This is a genomic window from Polyangiaceae bacterium (assembly GCA_020633235.1).
GTDB lineage: Bacteria > Myxococcota_A > Polyangia > Polyangiales > Polyangiaceae > JACKEA01.
The window spans coordinates 1-20312 of record JACKEA010000005.1; the positions used below are offsets into that span (position 1 = coordinate 1).

The window sequence follows — 20312 nt, forward strand, 5'->3', positions numbered from 1 at the left end:
TCGTGCACTGGAGTCACGACGAGGTCGGCAGCGGCCTGATTTCCCTTGGCGGGCAGGTGGGCGCCTTCGGAACGGGTTCCCTGGTCGGTTACTTGGTTGCAAAGGATGGCGACAAGGGCACCGGCGCTCTCGTCGGTGGAGCGATCGGTCACGCCAGCTTCGCCCTGTGCGACGCGTTCTTCTTGGCGCACCACGAGCGGGTGCTGTCCATCGAGACCACGACGGCGCGGTTCGAGCTCGTGCCCTACGGACTGGGCGGCGCGCTCCGCGGATCGTTCTAGCAGGCGAGGATGTCGCCGGTGCGGTCGACCTCGCAGATCACCGGCACCTCCGCCGGGGTGCTGCGCGCGGTGTCCGGCAGCACCAGCGGCGCCTTCCAGCCGTCGCTCACGGGCGGCTCCAGCGCGGACGCGAGGGTTTGCGTGTGGTCCGCTTGATCCACGCGCTGCGCGTAGGCGGGCAGCGGTGACGCGAAGGTGATGGTGGCGATGGCCACGCCCGTTGCAATGCTCCCAAAGATGGGGATCAGCGCGCGGGCCGCGCGCACGTCGAGCGGCGGGACGGCGCCGAAGATGGCGCGCACCGGCGCCAGCATGACTCGGGGATGATTCGGCTTGGGCCCATGGAATGCGCCCAAGGTGCTCGTCATGGTGGACATGAGATGCTCCTTTCGGGCGATGGGGGGAGCTCGGGGCGGACGGGCCGCGGGGAGCGTCCTCGAATCGTTCGTTGTCGGGTCAACACGTCACGCGCCGCGGATCTTCCCGGGACGGGGATCGCGCCGCACCAACAGCCAACCGTAAACCGCTCTCAGTTACAGCACAGCGGGATGCCGCAGCTCTCGCTCACGGACGACGTGCAGGCGTCGCTGCCCCAGTCGCAGTTGGGCACGAGATTGGTGCGGATGTAGTACGGCGCCGTGCCGGAGGAGGTGTGCACGTAGAGGTTGTTCGTGGTGCCGCAGGCGCATTGGGTCGCGCCCCCGTTGCAGTCGCAGCCGGCGACGCCCAGGTACGTCTTGGTCTGGTCGTCGCAGATGATGGTGGAGGGACACAGATCCCAGCCCGCACCGAGGCCCGTGCACGCGCTCTGGGCGGCGGTCTTGGACAGGCCGTCCAAGCTCGCGGCGTAGACGCAGGTGCCGTTGACCACGGCCCCGGGACAGCCGCCCGCGCCGCCGGTGCCCCCCGAGCCGGCGAGGCCGCCGCTGCCGCCGAGCCCGCCTGGTGCCCGCGGTGCCGCCGAGCCCCGCCAGTGCCTGCGTGGTGCCGCCGGTTGCGCCGGTGCCCGCGGTGCCGCCGAGCCCGCCCGTGCCCGCAGTGCCGCCAGGCCGCCGGTGCCCGCGGTGCCGCCGGTTGCGCCGGTGCCCGCGGTGCCGCCGGTCGCGCCGGTGCCGCCGCTGCCCGCGAGGCCGCCGGTGCCCGCGCTGCCGGCCATGCCGCCCGCGCCCGCGCTGCCGCCAACGCCCGCGGTGCTGCCGCCGCGGCGGCGGTGCCCCAGTGCCGCCGAAGCCGCCGCTGCCGCCGCTTGCGGCCGTGCCGCCGAAGCCGCCGTTGCCGCCGCCGTCGAAGCCGCTGGTCCCGGCAAAGCCGCTGAAGCCGCTGAAGCCCGAGCTCCCGCCGCCGTTGCCGTCAGTGCCGCCGCTCGCAGAGCAGCCGATGGTCAGGAGGAGGCCGACGGCAATGGTCGCTTTCATGGGCCACAGTGTACACACGCTCCTTCGCGGAAGTCACTCCGTCGCGCTATCGTCCGCCCATGGTGCGTCTGGCCGCCGTCAGCGTGGACCTCGACGAGATCCCGAATTACTTCGCGATCCACGGTCTCCCGCCGCCGCAGGGCGACGCCGCGCACGCGGTGTACGACGTGGCCCTCTCGCGCCTGGACGCGTTGGCCCGCGCTCATGAGCTACCCCTGACGTTGTTTGCCATTGGTGCCGATACGGCGCGGAAACAGAACGCGGCGGCCCTGCGCGCCATGGCGGAGAGTGGACACGAGATCGCGAGCCACACTTTGGACCACCGCTACGATCTCACACGGCTCTCCCGTGCGGAGATGGCGCGGCAAGTGCGCGCCGCGGCGGACGTGCTCGAAGGCGCGACGGGGCAGCGCCCCGCGGGCTTTCGCGCCCCGGGCTACACGGTGACGGACGACCTGTTCAGCGTGCTCTCCGCCGAGGGCGTGCTGTACGACTCCAGCGTGTTCCCGTGCCCGCCGTACTATCTGGCGAAGGCTGCGGCGATGACGGCCATCCGCCTGCGCGGGCGCGCGTCCCGGTCCATCTTGGATACGCCCCAGGTGCTGCGGGCGCCGCGACGTCCGTATCGCGTCGGGCGCCCCTACTGGCAGCGCGGCCGCGGCGTGTTGGAGCTGCCCATCCAAGTGACGCGGGGACCGCGACTTCCGTTCATCGGGACGACGCTCACGCTGGCCGGTGCGGATCGCGCACGGTGGCTCACGCGCATGGTGTTGGGCGAACCCTTGGTGAACCTCGAGCTGCACGGCATCGACGTGCTGGACGAGAGCGACGGCCTCACCGCGTTGCGACCGCACCAACCCGACGTCCGCGTGGCGACGCCCGTCAAGCTCGACGCCCTGGGCGCCGTGCTCACGCTCCTGCGGCGCGAGGGCTACCACTTCGTGCGCCTCGACGAAGCCGCCCGCGCCTTCGCGTAAATGCGCCGCCCAGGGCGCGTTGCTGGTCCGCGCGGGGGATGTCCGAAAAGCGGACATGGGAGGAGGGTGTCGCGAGTGAGCGGGGTGAAATGTCCGGATTTCGGACGCGCCGGCACTGGCGCGCTGAGCGTGGGCGTGCGCGCACCGCGCGGTTACCGCGGCGGGCCGACATGAAATGCAATCAGCCGCTGTGGGAGGCGACGCGGCGTGATCAGCCGCTGTGGGTGCCGACGCTGCTGGGGTCGATGCTCCACTGGAAATTGTCGAGGATCGTGAGGGAGTCGAGGATGGTGTCGCTCACGTCGAAGATCATGAACTCGATCTGCATGGTCTCGCCGGGGACGACCGGCGCGGTGGTCGTGAGCCACACGGTGCCGCCGCCGGTGGTGCCCATGCCGGTGCCGGCGAGCTCCCCGGTGCCGCCGGGACAGGTGTTGCAGCCCTTCACCTGGCATACGTCGAAGAAGCCGTTGTTCACGCTCACCGGGTTGGTCAGTGAATCGAAGGAGATGTTCTTGTCCGCCGGTATGCCCGCGGCGCCGGTTTGCAGCAGAGCCAGGTAGAAGTCGTTGTAGCTGGTGCACTGGTACGTCCAGTACTCGTAGCTGAAGAAGCGGAACTGGTAGCTGAAGCTCTTGGCGTTGGTGGGCACGCGAATGGTGAGGCGTACGTTGACGGGGTCGTTGGCGCCGCTACCGGAAGGACAGGTGCCGGAGCATCCTTGGGAGGCGGGCAGCGCGTTGCCATGGGCGGCGAGGTAGGCCGCTGGCGGTTGGCTGTTGACGCCGATCGACGTGCTCGGGCTGCCGGGGTAGCCGGGATCGTTCATGTCCCGCATGCGGCCCGACGAGATGCCCGCGAAGGTGGGGCCGTTCTTGGGCACGATGCCGCCGGTGCCGTAGTCCGTCATCACGGCGGACTGCCAGTTTTGGAGGTTGGTGAGCTGCGCGGCGCTCGGCGTGCTGCCGTTGGCCAGCAAGAACTCGGCTTTGACGACGCCCCATTTCTTTTGGCCGAGCGGCGCGTTCGCATCCGCGAACTGACACAGGTCGATGGCCTTGGCGACGTCTTCCGGCGTGACCCCGGTGAACTTCGCTGCCGTGCTGCAGGCCGTGGGCGCGGTGTCCGGGGTGCCCGGGTCGCAGTCGTCGTCCACCAGATTTCCCGGGTATTCGTAGGCGCCGGGGTTCACGGCCTCGGGCTTGGAGCACTGGGCGGGCGTCTCGCAGCAATCGCCGTCGCACTCGGTCCAGCCGTCACCGTCCACATCCGCCACGTCGTCCGGCGTGCCGTTGCAGTCTTCGTCCAGACCGTTGGCGCAGATCTCCTTCACGGGTAGCACCTGGCCCACGCACGGACCGTAGCCGGAGCCGTCGTCCTTGCACGTCTGCGTGCCGCCCACGCAAGTGCCGACACCCTCGGTGCCCGCGGCGCCCTGGTAGCAGCTCTGCGTCTCCCCCGGGTTGCACACGCATCCTCCGGTAGTCTCGCAGCCGTTGGCGCCGTTGCCGTCGCAGTCCGCGTAGCCGGTGTTGCACGCACCGATCTTGCACGCGCCGTTCTCGCAGGCGCCCACGGCGTTGGCGAACCCCGAGCAGGCGTTGCCACACGCACCGCAGTTTTGCGGATCCGCGTCCAGCGCCAAGCACGTGTTGTTGCAGCAGGTCTTGCTCGCGTCGGCGCACGGCTGGGTCGGCGAGCAGCCCTCCACGCAACTGCCGCCGCTGCAGATCTTGCCCGCGCTGCAGTCGCTCTCGGTGGCGCACTCGCTGCACTGGTGCGACGTGGGATTGCACTTCGGCGTGGCGCCGCTGCAGTCGCTGTCTCCATTGCAGCCCGAGACGCACACCCCCGCGGCGCTGCAGTATTGCCCGGCGCCGCACGCGGGGCTGCAGCTGGTGCCGCCGTCGCCGCCCGCCGTCGCGCCGCTGCCGCCCGAGCCCGAGCCGGAACCGCCGCCGCTGCCCAGGCCGGCATTGCTGCCGGACCCACCGCACGCCACTGCCATCAACGCGCCACCCACGAAGACAAGCCACTTGTTCATTTGCCGCACTCTCCCAAGCAAAGAATCGCGGAACGCGGGCGGCTTTACAAGAGACGCGCAATACCTACATCGACGCCATGATGTCGGCGGAGCCGCGCCGCTCCGGGCAGGCCTTCACGTCATGTGCAGCGCATGCTGCAAGATCATGTTGGTCCGCCGCGGAACCCCCCGGCACGCACGCGTTCTCGCGGCGGAGCCCCCCGGCACGCACGTTTTCTCGCGGCGGTGCCCCCCGGCACGCACGCTCTTACGCCTCAGCCGCGCACAGCCCGCTGGTAGGCCTTCAACGCCGCGTGCTGATCTTCCGCCACCGCAAACGACGCGAGCTCGGCGAGATCCACCTCGGGCAGCACCTCGCTCGCGGCGATGGGCTGGTAGCGCGCGCCCTGCAGGGAGAAGAGCGAGAACGCCCCCGCTTCGAACACCCAGATCTCGCGCACCCCCAGCTCCCGATACACCTCCAGCTTGTCGATGCTGCCGTGGCTGACCACGACCTCGAGCGCGATGTCGGGAACGTCCTTGTCCTCCCCCCGGCAATAGCACTCGTCGGGCTCGAGGCCGCGCTCCTTCTCTTCCCGCCGAAAGGTAGTGGAGCCGTATCCGAACAGGGGAATGTCGCGCTCCAGGCAGAATAGCTCGAGCAAGCGAGCGATCTGCTTCTTCGATACCTCGTGCGCACGCGACGCGCTCATGATCTCGAGCGCCCCCTTCAGGTAGGTCATGCGGACGCCCGGGCTGTCTATCGAGTCCCGAAGCACCACGTAGGTGGACCACGGCACGCCTTCGAGCAGAACGCGCTGCTCCTCCTGCGCGGAGCGGGCGTGGATGGGGAAGTACGGTGCTGCGACCACCTTCGTAGCTTGACTCATCGGCGGGGAAACGTTCCGCCGCGCGACGGGCATTGCGGCGCGCCTCGGGCCGGGCATCGCGCCGCACCAGCAAATCCATCCCCCTCCAGATGTTCCTCACACGAACGGGGTGGAGCCCATGGGCCGCCATCCCCCCTCTCATGTTCGCCTCACGAACCTCGGAGGGGGGATGGTTAACGTCGCGGCGGTCAGAGCCCGGCGAACGCGATCGCTCGCCGGTGGTTTACGTCGCGGCGGTCAGACGAACGCGCTCGCCGATGGTTAACGTTGCGGCGGTCAGACGAACGCGATCGCCGATGGTTAACGTCGCGGCGGTCAGACGAACGCGCTCGCCGATGGTTTACGTCGCGGCGGTCAGAACCAGACGAAGATGCCGGCTTGTAGGCCGATGGTCGTGATGCGGTACTTGTCGATGTCCGTCTTCTGCTGGCCGTTGTCGGTCTCGCCGGAGCCGATGAAGGGGAAGTCGAGCGTCGGGCCCACGAGGAAGCCCGCGTGGGGCACCGGCGTGATGGTGAGCATGGCCTCGAGGGACAGCGCGAGGTTGTGGAAGGTGTCCTCGTTGTCGCCGACCTTGTGCTTGCCGCTCACGTAGCTGAAGCCGCCGCGCGGCCAGATGCCGACGACGTCGCTGAACATGTAGGCGTAGCCCACGCGAGGGGCGAACAAGATGGCGCTATCGTCGACGTCCGCGCCTTGGTTGGTGTTGCCGTTGGGGAGCGTGTTCTCGGTTTCTCGCGAGTCGCTCACGTAGGCGAGGGACCCGCCCAAGCTCAGGGAATCGATGATGAAGTAGTCGAAGCCGATGCGCGGGGCGACCCACGGGGTACGGCCCACGGAACCGAGGAAGAAGAAGGTGTCGCTGGTTTCGTCGCTCTTTGCAGTGCCCGCTGGGGTGTCGATCTCTGTCTTGATGGTGGTGTGCGCGAATCCGAAAAGCCGTTCGGCGCCCACGGCGAAGGTGCCCTGCGCCGGGAAGTCCTGAGCCTTGGCCGGAAGGGTGACGAGCAAGCCGCCCAGAGCGCACAGCGTGATCAACGTCGATCGCATGTCGTTCTCCCTACTTTCCGCGGCACCTGCCGCTCGCATCCGAGCCTCCTCAACCTGGCGCGGCCCGTCAACTTCGCCGCTCGACGCAAAAGCGGTGCCATGGCATCGAAACGGCGTGATTGATCCCTCGGCGCGCATTCACGAGACGGCCGTCATCGACGACGCTGCCTACATTGGAGCCAACACCGCGGTCTGGCATTTCTGTCACGTGATGAGCGAAGCCGAGATCGGCGCCGACTGCTCTTTCGGACAGAACTGCTTCGTCGCCAAGGGCGTGCGCGTGGGGCGCGGATGCCGCGTGCAGAACAACGTGAGCTTGTATCAGGGTGTGGAGCTCGAAGACGACGTGTTCGTGGGGCCCAGCGCCGTCTTCACCAACGTGCTGCGGCCCCGCGCCTTCGTGTCGCAGAAGGACGCGTACGCCGCGACGCGCGTGCGCCGCGGCGCCACCATTGGCGCCAACGCGACGGTGCTACCGGGACTGACCGTGGGGTCGTATTCCTTCGTGGCCGCGGGCGCGACGGTCACGGCGGACGTCCCCGACTTTGCACTGGTGGCGGGCGTGCCGGCGCGTCGCATTGGCTGGGTGAGCCGCCGCGGCGTGCGGCTGACCTTCGACGCCCAGGGCAGCGCGACGTGCCCCGAGTCCGGCGAGAGCTATCGCCTCGACGGCGAACGCGTGTCCGCGGCGTGACGGGCATCGCGCCGGGCCAACAAGAGAAGACGTCAGCTGTGGCTGACGAGACGCTCGGCGGCGATGCCGCTGGAGTCGAGGAAGCGGCGCACCATTTCGTGGGAGCTGTCTACGATTTGTCGCGGTGTGCCGCCGGCGACGACCTGACCCTTGTCGAGCAGGGTGATGCTGTCGGCGATGCGCAGGGCGCCGGCCATGTCGTGGCTGATGACGACGCTGGTCACGCCGAAACGATCCCGTGTCTCGAGAATGAGGTCGTCCACCATGCGACTCGAAATCGGGTCGAGGCCGCTGGTGGGCTCGTCGTACATGAGCACTTCGGGCTCGAGCATCAGGGCCCGGGCCAGCCCGACGCGCTTGCGCATGCCGCCGGATAGCTGGCTGGGAAAGCGGTTCTCGGTGCCCTCGAGCTTGAGGATGGCGAGCTTGTCCTTTACCCGCTGGCGGATCTCCTTGTCGCGGAGCTTGGTGTGCTCGCGCAGCGGAAACGCCACGTTCTCCATCACGTTCATGGAGTCGAGCAGCGCCGAGTACTGGAACACCATCCCGAACTTCTGCCGCACCTCGTTCAACGCCCGTTCTCCCATGGGTGCGATGTCGGTGCCGTCCACCAGCACGTGGCCGCTGGTGGGCTTGTCGAGGCCGATCAGGATCTTGAGCAGGGTGGTCTTGCCCGCACCCGACCCGCCGATGATCACCGCGATGTGACCGCGATGGATGGTCATGTCGACGTTCTTCAGCGCGTAGAAATCGCCGAAGCGCTTGCACACCTGGTCGACCACGATGTGCACGCCGGGTTCGTCGTCATACTGAGGCAACGCCAGCACCATAGCCGAGGTTTGCCAGCCCGCCAGGAGCCCTTTCCAGGGGATGTTGGTTCGCCGCGGTTCCGGCGGGCAGAGCCCGGGTGCAGAGCACGGGTGCAGAGCACGGGTGCAGAGCACGGGTGCAGAGCACGGGTGCAGAGCCCGGGTGCAGAGCACGGGGGTGCAGAGCCCGGGGTGCAGAGCCCGGGGTGCAGAGCCCGGGGTGCAGAGCCCGGGTGCAGAGCCCGGGTGCAGAGCCTGGTGCAGAGCCAGGGTGCAGAGCCCGGGTGCAGAGCCTGGGTGCAGAGCCTGGGTGCAGAGCACGGGTGCAGAGCCTGGGGTGCAGAGCAGAGCACAGGGTGCAGAGCCTGGGGGTGTGCAGAGCCAGGGTGCAGAGCCAGGTGCAGAGCCTGGGGTGCAGAGCCTGGTGCAGAGCACGGGTGCAGGCAGAGCCAGGTGCAGACCTGGGTGCAGAGCCCGGGTGCAGAGCCTGGGGTGCAGAGCCTGGTGCAGAGCCAGGTGCAGAGCCCGGGTGCAGAGCCTGGGGTGTAGAGCCCGGGGTGCAGAGCCGGGTGCAGAGCCTGGGTGCAGAGCCCGGGGTGCGGAACTACCGGCGTGAGCACGGGGTGGCGCAGTGGGAAAACCGTTCGGATCCGAACGAGTTTCGCGGCGTGCGAGGGGCAAAGCGCGAGGGAACCGTTCGGATCCGAACGAGTTTCGCGGCGTGCGAGGGGCAAAGCGCGAGGGAACCGTTCGGATCCGAACGAATTTCGCGGCGTGCGAGGGGCAAAGCGCAGCGAGGGAACTGTTCGGATCCGAACGAATTTCGCGGCGTGCGAGGGGGGCAAAACGCGAGCTGCAAACGCGAGGGGGAGAGCGGGGCGAGGGAACCGTTCGGCTCCGAACGAATTTCTCGGCGTGAGAGGGGGCAAAACGCGAGCTGCAACCGCGAGAGGCGAAAGCGCGGCGAGGGAACCGTTCGGCTCCGAACGAATTTCGCGGCGTGCGAGGGGCAGTGCAGGACTGCAACCGCGAGAGGCGAAGGCGCGGCGCAAGAACGCTAGAACCGTTCGGAGCCAAATGTCCGCGGGTTGCCTACGAGGTTGGGGGACAAAGCGCGGCGAGGGAACCGTTCGGCTCCGAACGAATTTCGACGCGTGAGAAGGGGGCAAAACGCGAACTGCAAACGCGAGGGGGAGAGCGCGGCGAGGGAACCGTTCGGCTCCGAACGAATTTGGACGCGCGAGAAGGGGCAAAGCGCGGTAGGTGCGTTGGTTCGCACTCCCGCGTGGGCACGAGCGTGGGCTTCAGGCAGGAGCTGACGGGGACGGCGCGGTCAGGTCGCGTCGGCGGGTGTGGCGCCGAGGGGTGCGGCGGGATCCGGGGCGTCTTTCCAACGGCGGTGCATCCACAGCCATTGATCGGGATTTGCGCGCACGAAGGCGTCGAGCTCGGCGGTGACGTCGTGCAAGGTGCGGACGGCCCACTCGCGGCGCGCGCGTGCTGGCTGCGTGTGCAAGGGCGCCCCCTCACTGGCACTGCGCGCGCGCGCTGGCTGCGCGTGCAAGGGCGCTCCCTCACTGGCACTGCGCGCGCGCGCTGGCTGCGTGTGCAAGGGCGCTCCCTCACTGGCACTGCGCGCGCGTGCTGGCTGCGCGTGCAAGGGCGCTCGCTCACTGGCACTGCGCGCGCGCGGCGGGGGCGTGTGCACGACGCCCACTACGGCCTGGTGACGGCCGTCGGCGCGGCGGCGCGGAAACACCGTCACGAGCGGCGCGCCAGCACGGAGCGCGAGCAGCGCGGGGGCGAGATCCACCCGGGCCGGCGCGTTCAGGAACGGGGCGACGGTGGTCCCGCGCGTCCGCTCCGGCGCTTGATCGATCATCATCGCGACGCACTCCCCCCGCGCGAGGGCACGCTGCGCGGCGCGGGCGGCACTTCCGGCTGCGACCAGGCGCACGCCGCGCCGCGTCCGGATGCGCTGCCACACGCGGTCGAGCACTCCGACACTGAGATGCTTGGTGACCACCGTGAGCGGACGGCGCGCGGCGGCAGCGCAGGCGACGTAGTCCCAGTTGCCGGTGTGGGCCACGCACAGCACGGCGCCGCGTCCCGGGGCGAGGGCAGCGCTGAGCGTCGCTTCGTTCACGATCTCGAGGGGCAGCTCCGGGGGCAGCGCGAAGAGCTCCGCGAGGCCGCGCCCCAGATTTCGATACATCGCCGTGACCGTCGCTTCGGGATCCTCGACGCCCGCACGGCGCATGGCACGCACCGCGTGGGCGCGCCGTATCCGCAGTACACGACCCACGACGAACGCGGCCAGCGCGCCGAGCAGCGCGAGGCCGCGACGGATCACACGAAGCCGGCCTTGCGCGCCGACACGGTGGCAGACTCCACCGCTCCGGCGAACAGATCGGCGACGGCCAGCAAGTACACCTCGCCCTTGACCGTTCGCGCCTGCACCAGCTCGCCGTCGCGCTTGATGGCGGATACGCGGCTGACGGTGAGGCTCGCGCCGTTGAAGGCCGCGTACAGCGTCATGTGCCGGCCATCGGGCAGCGCCTGAAAGCCTTCCTTGTCCTTCTTGGCCGCCTCGGCGAGGGACAAGAGCGATGCGAGATGGTCCTCGGTCATGGCGGGTGAGATTCCTCCAAAGGGCGCCGGCGTCAAGGTTGGTTCCGCGGCGGACCGACAAGCTCGGCAAGACCCCAATCTCGAAGACAAGTCAGCGGAATACTTGCGTTTATTCTTGTGCTCGGCGATGGAGTTAGGCTGATCCCTGGGGTTTGGAGGTACTCATGGCCCTTCGCACTTCGCTGCTTTTGTCGCTGTTTCTGGCTTGGGGCTGCACGCCCGCGACCGCCGCTCAGGTTCACTCGGAGGAGCCCACGGGGGAGGCGGCCGGCAGCTCGGCCCTGGATCAGGCTCCGGTGGATTGGTGGACCACGAAGACGCCGTGTCCTGCGGGGGCCACGCTCAAGGGCAGCGCGCCACCCGGGGGCAACAAGGTGTGGTGCGAGAAGCCCGACGGCACGCCGCATGGCGCCGTGACGGAGTGGTACGACAGCGGCAAGAAGAAGCTCGAGCAGACCTATCGCGACGGCAAGCTCGAGGGCCGCTCGGAGAAGTGGCACGAGAGCGGACAGGTCGCCGAAGAGGCGCGCTACCGCGGGGGCGACCTGGAGGGAAACGTCGTCACCTATTTCCCCGGCGGTCAGAAGCAGAGCGACTGCGGCTACGTGGGCGGCAAGCAGGTGGGCCCCTGCGTTCGCTTCAACGCCGACGGCGTGAAGATCTACGAAGGGGATTACCGTGAGGGCAAGCCCTACGGCACCATCAAGGAGTACTACGACAGCGGCGAGCTCAAGAGCCAGGCGGAGTACCGCAATGGCATGAAGCACGGCATGTACAAAGCCTTCCACGAGAACGGCAAGCTCGAGCGTGAAGGAAAGTACGCCGAAGATCGCATGGTGGGCGCCTGGACGTTCTATCGCAAGGACGGCTCCAAGCAGGAGGCGAGCACGCTGGTGGACGGCAAGCGCGAGGGCAAGGTCACGCGCTGGTTCCCGAACGGCGTCATCGAGTTCGAAGGTCAGTTCAAGAACGGCAAGAAGGACGGCACCTGGACCTATTACGACGAAGAAGAGGGCGAGCCCGTCAAGAAAGAGCTGTTCAAGAACGACAAGAAGCTCAGCACCAAGAAGCTGCCCGGCGCCAACAAGAAGAAGAAGAAATAGACGATCCTATTGTTGGTGCGTCGCGATGCCCGTCGCGCGGCGGACGAAAGAGGGCGTCGCTGGGCTGACGGCGTCGGGGCGTGTGCTCGAGAGTCTATCCCCCGGTAGATGTTCGTGAGGGGAACATGAGAAGGGGGATAGAGGCTCCTGAGAACGTCGATGTTCGCGTGGGGAACATCAGAAGGGGGATAGATTTGTTGGTGCGTCGCGATGGGCGTCGCGGGTCGGACGGAAGAGGGCGGCGCGCCGGCGTCGCTGGGCTGACGGCGTCGGGGCGTGTGCTCGAGAATCTATCCCCCGGTAGATGTTCGTGAGGGGAACATGAGAAGGGGGATAGAGGCTCCTGAGGGCGTCGATGTTCGCGTGGGGAACATCAGAAGGGGGATAGACTTGCGGATGGGGGAAACTCTTTGGGCGCCGCGCCGAACGGCCGGGATGATTCTCCATCTCGTGGGGCACGTGCTCATGGACGCGGATGTTCTCGGAGACCCCCGCCGCGCCTGGGCGCTGTGGTCGCTGCTGCAAACCGAGCCGCTGGAGACCGTAGCGGCGTGCGTAATGCCGAACCACGTGCATCAGATCGTGGACGTCCGAGATCCGAAAGCGGCGTTGCGGAAGTTCGCGGGCAAGCTCGGAGCCTACGCGCGCAAGCTCGGCTATCGGCGGCTATGGCGCAAGGTTCCCGAGCCACGGCAGATTGTCGGATTGACCCGGCTGCGTCGCGAGGTGCGCTACGTTCATCTGAACCCGTGCCGCAGGCGTCGGAAGTTGGTGGCCGATCCCTTGGCTTGGCCTTGGAGCACGCACCGTGGGGCCGTCGGAGCGGAGCTCGCGCCATGGGTGGCGCCCGAGCGGATGGCCCAGTTCCTGGGGTACGACTCCCAGGGGTTCGTCGAGAGGTTTCACGGCTACGTTTCGGGCGATCCTGAAGTTGCGGTCGCTGGAACACCGCCTCCAGTTGCGGCCGCTCCATCGTCGATCGCGAAGGTCCCGTTGGATGCCGTCATCGCGGCCGCGGCGGCGGCGGCTCCATTCGACCGCGCTACACGAAACCGGCTTTCCGTGACATTGGCGCGAGACCAGGGTTGGCGAGACACGAGTCTTCTCGCGGAAGCGTTGGAGATCACCCCACAACAAGTTCGTCGGCTATCACGGTGCGCCGAGCCCATGCTGCTGCAAGTGGGGCGATTGTATCTGGGCGACCCGCGTCTTCGTCATGTGCCAGGAGCATCCCGCCGGCTCTGACGCTCATGTCGGGGCCCAGGTGCGTCTGGCGCCTTCGGTTCATGGATGGTGTTGGGCCGTCGCGAATCCCACCGCGGTGTGCAAGGCACAGCGCGTCGCGAAGGCCGTCGCGGTGAGGACGGCAGCCAAATCTATCCCCCCGTAGATGTTCGTGAGGGGAACATGAGAAGGGGGATAGAGGCTCCTGAGAACGTCGATGTTCGCGTGGGGAACATCAGAAGGGGGATAGATTCGTTGGGGCGCCGCGCTGCCGTCGCGGAGCGGACGGAAGAGGGCGTCGCGCTGCGCGTCGCGGTGTGCAAGGCAGAGGGCGTCGCGCTGCCGTCGCGGAGCGGACGGAAGAGGGCGTCGCGCTGCCGTCGCGGAGCGGACGGAAGAGGGCGTCGCGCTGCCGTCGCGGGTCGGACGGAAGTGGGCGTCGGGGCGCCGTCGCGGAGCGGACGGAAGAGGGCGTCGGGGCGCCGTCGCAGTCGGACGGCAGTGCGCGGGCACGAAGGACGGCATTTTGCGGCGCGCCGTCGGTCGCACATTTTGTGGCTGATACTTTGGGCGGATCGAAGCAGGATGGCGGCGCAATGACGGCGCAGCCAGAGCCCGCGGAGAGTCTCGATCGCTGTATCAGCGTGCGGGTCGCCGGCGCGCTGTACGGCCTGCGCGTGGAGGAAGTGCAGGAAGTGATCGGCACGCGGCCCATCACGCGGGTGTTCCACGCGCCGGCGGCTCTTGCCGGCGTCACGAGCCTGCGCGGTGACGTGCTGCCGGTGCTCGACCTCGGGGTGCTGCTGGGGGGCGACGGCGGCTTGGCGTCCACGCCGGAAGTGCGCATCGTCGTGGTGCGCGAGAAGGCGGGGGCGCGCCGGCGCGCCGGCTTGCGCGTCGACGCCCTGGGCGGCCTGCGCGATTTGCCGCCGGAGGGCCTCGCGCCGGTGCCCACCACCGCCGCGGAGCGGGTGCGCGATCTCGCCATCGGTGTGATCGCGTCGCCGCCGCCCTGCACGGTGCTCGGCGTCTCGGCGTTGTTCGACGCGCCGGAGCTGGCGGCGCTGGCGGGGGGCGAGGCGGACGCGCCGTGAGCGACCCGGTGCGCCGCCGCGCGCACGGCGACGTGCTCGAGCTCTTGGAACGCCGTCACGGCTTCGGCGTGCGCGGGTCGGGCTGTCCGGCGTGGGTGAGCGCGCGGCTGGATCGCGCCTTGGACGCCCTCGCGCCGGAGGGCGGCGGCACGCTGGACGGCGCCGTGGACATCCTGCGGCGCGATCCCGGGCGCCTCGCGGAGCTGGCGGAAGTGCTGCGCGTGGGCGAGACGCGCTTCTATCGCGACCCGCCGCAGTGGCGCGCCCTGGAGGAGCGCGTGCTGCCGAGCTTGGGCGAGCGGGTGCGCGCGGTGTCCGTCGGTTGCTCCACGGGGGAAGAGGCGTGGACCCTCGGGATGGTGCTCGATAGGGCGCGCGGCAAGGGCTACCGCGTGGTGGGCATGGACCGCAGCGAGGTGGCGGTGGAGAGCGCCGACAGCGGCGCCTACCCGCGAGAGGACGCGCGACATCTTCCGTCGGACCTCGCCGAGCGCTACCTCGAGCCTCACGCCGACGCCGTGCGGGTGAAGGCCGCATTGCGGGAAAGCGTGAGCTTCACCGTGCGCGACGCCATGGTCGGTCCGCCTCCGGGGCACTGGGAGATCATCCTGTGCAAGAACGTGCTCATCTACTTCGGGGACGAAGCCGCGGAGCGCGCGGTGCAGCTCATGCTGCGCGGCTTGGCCGAAGGCGGCGTGCTGATGGTCGCCAAGAGCGAGGTGCCGCGGGTCCGCGCCCTGGGGCATCGCGCCGAAGAGCTGGCGCCCGGGGTGACGGTGTTTCGCAGTTAGCCCCGGCGGGCATCGCGCCGGACCAACACCCTGCTTGCGGGGCCGTGGGGGCGGCGGTAAGCCCGGTGGGCTCATGACCACGGAAGACCTGCTTCACATCGGAGACCTCACGTTTCGCTCGCGCTTGTTCGTGGGCACCGGCAAGTACAAGAGCGTGGACGAGACGCGCGAGGCGCTGGAGGCCTCCGGCGCGGAGATCGTCACCGTGGCCCTTCGCCGGGTGGACCTGAAAGACCGCAGCGCGGGCTCGATGATGGAGCTCGTGACCAGCAAGCGTTGGACGATCTTGCCCAACACCGCGGGCTGCTTCAGCGCGGAAGAGGCCGTACGCACGCTGCGCCTCGCCCGCGAGCTGGGCATCGCGGATCTGGTCAAGCTCGAGGTCATCGGCGACGCCAAGACGCTGTATCCGGACAACGAGCAGACGCTGGAGGCCGCCAAGATCCTGGTGAAGGAAGGCTTCACCGTGCTGCCCTACTGCATGGACGATCCCATCGTGTGCAAGAAGCTCGAGGACATCGGCTGCGCCGCGGTGATGCCGCTGGCGGCGCCCATCGGTTCGGGGCTGGGCATTCGCAATCCCTACAACCTGCGCATCATCCTGGAGCAGGCGAAGGTGCCGGTGATCGTGGACGCCGGCGTGGGCACCGCCAGTGACGCGGCCGTGGCCATGGAGCTCGGCTGTCACGGCGTGCTGATGAACACCGCCATCGCCGCTGCCAAGGAGCCGGTGCTCATGGCCAAGGCCATGTGTGAGGCAGTGAGCGCCGGTCGCAAGGCGTTCCTCGCCGGGCGCATGCCCAAGAAGCTGTACGCCACCGCTTCCAGCCCGGAACAAGGCGTGATCGAGTGAGCACGCCGCTTTCGGCGTACCAGAAGCGGCTGTTCGTCTTTCTCAGCGTCGCCACGTTCTTCGAAGGCTACGACTACCTCGCGCTCACCCAGATCCTCCCGAACTTGCGGGAGGAGATGCACATCAGCGAGGCCTCCGCGGGATTGCTCGTCGCCGGGATCAACACCGGGACCGTGCTGGCTTATTTGTTGGTCCGGCGCGCTGACCGCTGGGGACGCCGGCGCGTCCTGAAGGCGACCATCGTCGGCTACACCATTTGCACCTTTCTCACGGGCCTGTCCCCCAACGTGTGGGCCTTCGCGCTGTTCCAGATGGCGGCGCGGGTGTTCTTGATCGGCGAGTGGGCGACCAGCACGGTGATGGCGGCGGAGGAGTACCCCGCGGACCGTCGCGGCATGGTGATCGGCGTGGTCGGCGCCTTCAGCAGCTTGGGATCGATCGTGTGTGCCGGCGTGGTGCCCCTGCTTCTGAAGACACCGTGGGGTTGGCGCACCGTATACTTCGTGGGCATCTTGCCGCTCATCATCCTGGCCCGGGCGCGCAAGGATTTGAAGGAGACGCAACGCTTCCAGGAACAGGTGGGCGAGGCAGAGAGCCGCTCGATATTCGAGGTGATGCGCACGCCGTATCGCCGCCGCATCCTGGAGCTCGGCGCCATCTGGTTTCTGACCTACATCTGCACCCAGAACGCCGTCACGTTCTGGAAAGAGTTCGCGGTGCACGAGCGGCACATGAGCGATGGCGAAGTGGGCGGCGCCATCGCCCTGGCCGCGGTGGCCAGCATGCCGTTGGTGTTCTACGCCGGGAGGCTCATCGATGTGGTGGGCCGTCACATCGGCGCGCTGATCATCTTCACCTTGGGCGCCGCCGGCGTGTTCCTGAGCTACACGCTGCACGGCCGCTGGCCGCTGACCGGGGCGCTGGTGTTCGGCATCTTCGGCGCCAGCGCGGTGCTGCCGGTGCTGAACGCCTACAACGCGGAGCTGTTCCCCACGAAGTACCGCGGGGACGCCTTCGCGTGGTCCAACAATCTCATCGGCCGCATCGGCTACGTGCTGTCACCGGCGGCAGTGGGCTGGGCGGCGGAGAGCGTGGGGTGGGGGACCGCGGTGCGGGTGACCACGGTGTTTCCGCTGATCGCCGTGCTGCTCATCTTCGTGCTGCTGCCGGAGACCAAGCAACGCGAGCTGGAAGAGACGGCCACGCTGTGAGCGACGAGCGCAACGGCGACGCCGTGAGCGCCGAGCGCGACGCCGTGAGCGACGAGCGCGACGCCGTGAGCGACGAGCGCGACGGCGACGCCGCGAGCGACGAGCGCGACGCCGTGAGCGACGAGCGCGACGGCCACACCGTGAGCGACGAGCACGACGGCGACACCCTGAACGACGCACCGGAGAAGAAGCGCCGGGGCGGCTTCTTCCTGAACGTGGTGCCCGCCGCCCTGTACGTGATGGCGGTGTTCTACGGCGGTGCCATGCGCGGCAGCGCGGTGCCCCTGGCGGAGTTTCGCTGGGGGGACAAAGCGTTACACGCCCTGGCCTTCGCGGGCATGCAGATCGCGATGCTGCGCGCCGTACGCTTCGGCGCGCCGGAGCTTTCTCCGGCGAAGCAGCGGCTGCTCTCCCTGGCGCTGGTCGTCGCCGTGGGCGGCTTGCTCGAGCTGTACCAGCTCGGTCTGCCGCACCGCTCCGCGGAGCTCGCGGATTGGCTCGCCGACACAGTCGGTGCCGCGCTGGTGTTCGCGGTGCAGGGCGGCGTTGCGCGCCGCGGCGATCCCGCGGCTAGCCAACAATCCTGAAGTGTGGACGGTTTCGGCCAACGCTGCTTCCGCGCACTCCAGGTCTCTGCCCCCTCGCGCTTCGAGGGAATCGTTCGGACTCGAACGGTCCGCGCGGTTCGTTGCCCCCGCGCGCTTCGAGGGAATCGTTCGGACTCGAACGGATTTCCGCGTTCTCCAGGTCTCTGCCCCCTCGCGCTTCGAGGGAATCGTTCGGACTCGAACGGTCCGCGCGGTCCGTTGCCCCTCGCGCTTCGAGGGAATCGTTCGGACTCGAACGCTTCGCTGAAGGTGCGAGGTTGGAAGAAGGGAGCGCAACGACGGCTCGGCTTCGAACAGGGTTCGGGGGTAGCGCGGCGGAAGAACCGTTCGGATCCGAACGAGTTTCGAGGCGTGAGAGGGGCGGTGCGGAAACTGCAAGCGTGAGAAGGGGGTAGCGCGGCGGAGGAACCGTTCGGATCCGAACGAGTTTCGAGGCGTGAGAGGGGCGGTGCGGAAACTGCAAGCGTGAGAAGGGGGTAGCGCGGCGGAAGAACCGTTCGGATCCGAACGAGTTTCGAGGCGTGAGAGGGGCGGTGCGGAAACTGCAGGCGAGAGAGGGGGCGACCGTGCGGGAGCCGTGCTCGAGCGGGAAGCCGGTTCGCCCTCGGCGACCCTGCGGTTTCTTGGGGCGACGGCCTGAAAACGACGGGCATCGCGCCGCACCCACAAGAAGGCAGCCACTAATGTGTGAGGAGAACGAGCTTTTCTGCCTATCCTCTCGGCTGTGCGCTTCTACTTCTTGCTGGCCGCGTTGGCCTTGAACGCTCCGCTGCAGTGCTCGGGGTCGGAGGATCCGTCGCTGCGGCGCGAGGAGACGCCCGGGGAAGCGTTGTATGGGCTCGCTACGCAGTTCAAGGCCAAGGGCGACAAGGACGCTTGGCGCTCCACGTTGGAGTACTTGGTGGCGCGCTACCCCAACAGCCGCTTTGCCGGGATGGCCCGCGAGGACTTGGACGCGGCGAAGAAGTGATCGCTCCGCGGCTCATCGTCGTTACCGACACCACCCGGGGCGGGGACATGGTTCGACGCATCACGGAGGTGTGTGTGCGGGCGCGGGGCGGCACGGTGCTGGTGCAGCTGCGGGACAAGGAGCTGGGAGCGCGCCAGCGGCTCGAGCTCGGTCGGGAGCTTCGCGCCATCACCCGGCGCACCGGACAGCTCCTGGCGGTGAACGATCGCATCGACCTCGCCGACCTGCTCGACGCTGACGCGCTCCATCTCGGGGAGCAGAGTGTGGGCGTGGATGACGCCCGCAAGCTGTGGGGCGAGCGCAGCGTGCTCCGGGCGAGCCACGACCCGAGCGCGGGCGCCGGGGGTGCGGACGGCGTGGTGCTCTCGCCCATCATCGCCCCGCGGCACGGGGCCCCCGCGCTGGGTCTCGCAGCCCTCCAAAAGGCGCGTTCGGCCCTCGGGCGGGTGAGGCTTTTTGCCCTGGGCGGCGTGGACGCAGGCAGCGCTCGGGCCTGTTTGGACGCAGGAGCCGACGGTGTCGCCGTGATCGGGGCGGTGCTGGATGGACAAGACGATGGGCCGTTGCTCGCTGCGCTGGGTACACTGACGTCATGAGCTCTGGGCCGCCCACCGTCCTGATCGTGGACGACGATCCCCTCGCGCTGCGAGCGGCGAAGCGCGTGCTGGAGGCGAGCGGCTTTCAGGTGGAAACCAGTGACTCGCCCATCGGCGTGTCCATTCTCATCCGCAAGCACAAGCCGGCGCTCATCGTGCTCGACTTCAACATGCCGGCCATGGACGGTCAGCGCCTGGCGCAGGTTCTGGGACAGCTGCCCGAGGTGCAAGATCTGCCCATCATCTTTCACTCCGGCATGGACGAGGCGCTGCTCTACGAGGCAACGAAGCACGTGCCCCACTCCACCTTCGTGAGCAAGGGCGATGGCCCCACGGCGTTGGTGGCGGCGGCGGTCCGCTCGCTCAAGATGTCGAACCCCCACGCCAGCGGCGCTTTCCGGCTCGATCTGCCCAAGAAAGACTCGGATCAGTAGCCGCAGGGCGCCGCGCAGCTATCCACGAAGCACTGCGCCATCGTGTTGTAGGTCGCGAGGCCTTCGTCGGTCAGACAGGCGCCGCACTGCTGCTGGGCGCAAGCGTTCGGATCGCTGGCGCTCGCGCAGTTCTGGCTGAGACACTGCACCAAGCCGCTGCACTCCAGCGAGGCGAAGCACGCTTCGACCTTCGTGCAGCAGTTTTGGCTCACGCACGCTCCACACGCCGTGCTCGGATCGTAGAGGACGTTGCAGGACGCGCCCAGCACCTGCGAGGTACAGGTGCCGGCGTCCGTGCCGCCGCTGCCGGAATCCGATCCCGAACTGCCGCCGGCGCCGCCGGCCGCGCCGCAGGAGAGCGCGATGCATTGCTCGTAGTCTGCCTGCGACGACGTGCTGCAGGAGCAGAAGTCGAGACAGCCGATGCAGCCCTGACAGTTGATCTTCGGATCACAAGCCGGGCCGCTGTCGGCGACGTTGCCCCCGTTGCCCCCGTTGCCCCCAGCGCCACTCACGGCGCCGCTGCCGCCCACGGCGCCGCTGCCGCCCACGGCGGCGCCGCCCGCGTCGGCGTTCTGCTTCAGGTCGTCCAGGCTCGACAGCGAGCAGGCGCCGAGCAGCAACGTGACGACGATGGGTGTGAGCCGCAGTGCCACCT

22 protein-coding genes are annotated in these 20312 nt (G+C 68.5%); 13 read left to right on the forward strand and 9 right to left on the reverse strand.

The genetic code is table 11. The features are described 5' to 3' along the window. Nucleotides 1-281, forward strand: a 281-nt coding sequence (locus H6717_25820; GenBank protein ID MCB9580474.1) for a hypothetical protein, incomplete at its 5' end; no start/stop codon positions are given. Here the strand turns inward: H6717_25820 and H6717_25825 are convergent. Together H6717_25825 and H6717_25830 are read right to left on the reverse strand one after the other, a co-directional pair. Beyond that, nucleotides 278-658: a hypothetical protein gene (locus tag H6717_25825; GenBank protein ID MCB9580475.1), complete on the reverse strand. Its 381-nt coding sequence runs from the start codon at nt 656-658 to the stop codon at nt 278-280. The genes H6717_25820 and H6717_25825 overlap by 4 nt on opposite strands. Before the next feature lie 152 nt (nt 659-810). Next, nucleotides 811-1587 carry a hypothetical protein gene (locus H6717_25830; GenBank protein MCB9580476.1) on the reverse strand — a complete coding sequence of 259 codons (777 nt, stop codon included), beginning with the start codon at nt 1585-1587 and terminating at the stop codon, nt 811-813. Between the two features lie 168 nt (nt 1588-1755). Between H6717_25830 and H6717_25835 the strand changes: the two genes are divergently transcribed. Next, a complete protein-coding gene (locus H6717_25835) occupies nt 1756-2673 on the forward strand; it encodes a polysaccharide deacetylase family protein (GenBank protein ID MCB9580477.1) in 918 nt (305 codons plus the stop codon). A 211-nt stretch (nt 2674-2884) separates the two neighbouring features. Here the strand turns inward: H6717_25835 and H6717_25840 are convergent, their stop codons facing one another. From H6717_25840 to H6717_25850, 3 genes are all read right to left on the reverse strand, one after another. Then, on the reverse strand, nt 2885-4717 hold the full coding sequence (locus tag H6717_25840; protein MCB9580478.1) for a choice-of-anchor L domain-containing protein: 1833 nt from the start codon (nt 4715-4717) through the stop codon (nt 2885-2887). 254 nt (nt 4718-4971) lie between these two features. Beyond that, nucleotides 4972-5586: a Uma2 family endonuclease gene (locus H6717_25845; GenBank protein ID MCB9580479.1), complete on the reverse strand. Its 615-nt coding sequence runs from the start codon at nt 5584-5586 to the stop codon at nt 4972-4974. Between the two features lie 354 nt (nt 5587-5940). Further along, nucleotides 5941-6636, reverse strand: coding sequence for a hypothetical protein (locus tag H6717_25850; GenBank protein MCB9580480.1), 696 nt, complete (start codon nt 6634-6636; stop codon nt 5941-5943). Here H6717_25850 and H6717_25855 point away from each other — a divergent pair. Further along, entirely contained in the window at nt 6635-7330 is a 696-nt protein-coding gene (locus tag H6717_25855) for an N-acetyltransferase (GenBank protein ID MCB9580481.1), read from the forward strand. The two genes, H6717_25850 and H6717_25855, sit on opposite strands and share 2 nt — an antisense overlap. 32 nt (nt 7331-7362) lie before the next feature. On the opposite strand, the gene H6717_25860 is transcribed toward H6717_25855, so the two are convergent. The 3 genes from H6717_25860 to H6717_25870 all read right to left on the reverse strand — a co-directional run bounded on the left by H6717_25860 (nt 7363) and on the right by H6717_25870 (nt 10770). Next, entirely contained in the window at nt 7363-8160 is a 798-nt protein-coding gene (locus H6717_25860; GenBank protein ID MCB9580482.1) for an ABC transporter ATP-binding protein, read from the reverse strand. A gap of 1312 nt (nt 8161-9472) precedes the next feature. Then, nucleotides 9473-10492 (reverse strand): hypothetical protein, encoded by a 1020-nt coding sequence (locus tag H6717_25865; protein MCB9580483.1) that lies wholly within the window; start codon nt 10490-10492, stop codon nt 9473-9475. Beyond that, nucleotides 10489-10770: a hypothetical protein gene (locus H6717_25870; GenBank protein ID MCB9580484.1), complete on the reverse strand. Its 282-nt coding sequence runs from the start codon at nt 10768-10770 to the stop codon at nt 10489-10491. Before H6717_25870 ends, H6717_25865 begins: the two co-directional genes overlap by 4 nt. A 164-nt stretch (nt 10771-10934) precedes the next feature. On the opposite strand from H6717_25870, the gene H6717_25875 reads away from it, so the two are divergent. The 10 genes from H6717_25875 to H6717_25920 all read left to right on the forward strand — a co-directional run bounded on the left by H6717_25875 (nt 10935) and on the right by H6717_25920 (nt 19654). Beyond that, nucleotides 10935-11873, forward strand: coding sequence for a toxin-antitoxin system YwqK family antitoxin (locus H6717_25875; GenBank protein MCB9580485.1), 939 nt, complete (start codon nt 10935-10937; stop codon nt 11871-11873). A gap of 435 nt (nt 11874-12308) precedes the next feature. Next, complete coding sequence (locus H6717_25880; protein ID MCB9580486.1) at nt 12309-13118, forward strand: hypothetical protein; 810 nt, start codon at nt 12309-12311, stop codon at nt 13116-13118. Nucleotides 13119-13693: 575 nt separating this feature from the next. Continuing rightward, nucleotides 13694-14191, forward strand: a complete 498-nt coding sequence (locus H6717_25885; protein ID MCB9580487.1) for a chemotaxis protein CheW — start codon at nt 13694-13696, stop codon at nt 14189-14191. Beyond that, the gene (locus H6717_25890) at nt 14188-14982 is read left to right on the forward strand and encodes a chemotaxis protein (protein ID MCB9580488.1); all 795 of its coding nucleotides are present in this window, start codon (nt 14188-14190) and stop codon (nt 14980-14982) included. Before H6717_25885 ends, H6717_25890 begins: the two co-directional genes overlap by 4 nt. A 73-nt stretch (nt 14983-15055) precedes the next feature. After that, entirely contained in the window at nt 15056-15835 is a 780-nt protein-coding gene (locus H6717_25895; protein MCB9580489.1) for a thiazole synthase, read from the forward strand. After that, entirely contained in the window at nt 15832-17046 is a 1215-nt protein-coding gene (locus H6717_25900) for an MFS transporter (protein MCB9580490.1), read from the forward strand. The genes H6717_25895 and H6717_25900 overlap by 4 nt, the downstream gene beginning before the upstream one ends. A gap of 239 nt (nt 17047-17285) precedes the next feature. Continuing rightward, a complete protein-coding gene (gene vanZ, locus H6717_25905) occupies nt 17286-17633 on the forward strand; it encodes a VanZ family protein (GenBank protein ID MCB9580491.1) in 348 nt (115 codons plus the stop codon). Nucleotides 17634-18378: 745 nt separating this feature from the next. Beyond that, nucleotides 18379-18624, forward strand: coding sequence for a hypothetical protein (locus H6717_25910; protein MCB9580492.1), 246 nt, complete (start codon nt 18379-18381; stop codon nt 18622-18624). Further along, the gene (locus tag H6717_25915; protein MCB9580493.1) at nt 18621-19220 is read left to right on the forward strand and encodes a thiamine phosphate synthase; all 600 of its coding nucleotides are present in this window, start codon (nt 18621-18623) and stop codon (nt 19218-19220) included. Before H6717_25910 ends, H6717_25915 begins: the two co-directional genes overlap by 4 nt. Beyond that, nucleotides 19217-19654: a response regulator gene (locus tag H6717_25920; GenBank protein ID MCB9580494.1), complete on the forward strand. Its 438-nt coding sequence runs from the start codon at nt 19217-19219 to the stop codon at nt 19652-19654. The genes H6717_25915 and H6717_25920 overlap by 4 nt, the downstream gene beginning before the upstream one ends. On the opposite strand, the gene H6717_25925 is transcribed toward H6717_25920, so the two are convergent. Continuing rightward, on the reverse strand, nt 19648-20310 hold the full coding sequence (locus H6717_25925) for a hypothetical protein (protein ID MCB9580495.1): 663 nt from the start codon (nt 20308-20310) through the stop codon (nt 19648-19650). The two genes, H6717_25920 and H6717_25925, sit on opposite strands and share 7 nt — an antisense overlap. Nucleotides 20311-20312: the final 2 nt, after the last annotated feature.

Excerpts from the sequence above, each read along its gene's own strand:
- H6717_25825 (MCB9580475.1), bottom strand. The coding sequence starts at position 658 with ATGTCCACCATGACGAGCACCTTGGGCGCATTCCATGGGCCCAAGCCG.
- H6717_25835 (MCB9580477.1), top strand. The coding sequence starts at position 1,756 with ATGGTGCGTCTGGCCGCCGTCAGCGTGGACCTCGACGAGATCCCGAAT.
- H6717_25840 (MCB9580478.1), bottom strand. The coding sequence starts at position 4,717 with ATGAACAAGTGGCTTGTCTTCGTGGGTGGCGCGTTGATGGCAGTGGCG.
- H6717_25845 (MCB9580479.1), bottom strand. The coding sequence starts at position 5,586 with ATGAGTCAAGCTACGAAGGTGGTCGCAGCACCGTACTTCCCCATCCAC.
- H6717_25855 (MCB9580481.1), top strand. The coding sequence starts at position 6,635 with ATGTCGTTCTCCCTACTTTCCGCGGCACCTGCCGCTCGCATCCGAGCC.
- H6717_25850 (MCB9580480.1), bottom strand. The coding sequence starts at position 6,636 with ATGCGATCGACGTTGATCACGCTGTGCGCTCTGGGCGGCTTGCTCGTC.
- H6717_25860 (MCB9580482.1), bottom strand. The coding sequence starts at position 8,160 with ATGGTGCTGGCGTTGCCTCAGTATGACGACGAACCCGGCGTGCACATC.
- H6717_25870 (MCB9580484.1), bottom strand. The coding sequence starts at position 10,770 with ATGACCGAGGACCATCTCGCATCGCTCTTGTCCCTCGCCGAGGCGGCC.
- H6717_25875 (MCB9580485.1), top strand. The coding sequence starts at position 10,935 with ATGGCCCTTCGCACTTCGCTGCTTTTGTCGCTGTTTCTGGCTTGGGGC.
- H6717_25880 (MCB9580486.1), top strand. The coding sequence starts at position 12,309 with ATGATTCTCCATCTCGTGGGGCACGTGCTCATGGACGCGGATGTTCTC.
- H6717_25885 (MCB9580487.1), top strand. The coding sequence starts at position 13,694 with ATGACGGCGCAGCCAGAGCCCGCGGAGAGTCTCGATCGCTGTATCAGC.
- H6717_25895 (MCB9580489.1), top strand. The coding sequence starts at position 15,056 with ATGACCACGGAAGACCTGCTTCACATCGGAGACCTCACGTTTCGCTCG.
- vanZ (MCB9580491.1), top strand. The coding sequence starts at position 17,286 with ATGGCGGTGTTCTACGGCGGTGCCATGCGCGGCAGCGCGGTGCCCCTG.
- H6717_25920 (MCB9580494.1), top strand. The coding sequence starts at position 19,217 with ATGAGCTCTGGGCCGCCCACCGTCCTGATCGTGGACGACGATCCCCTC.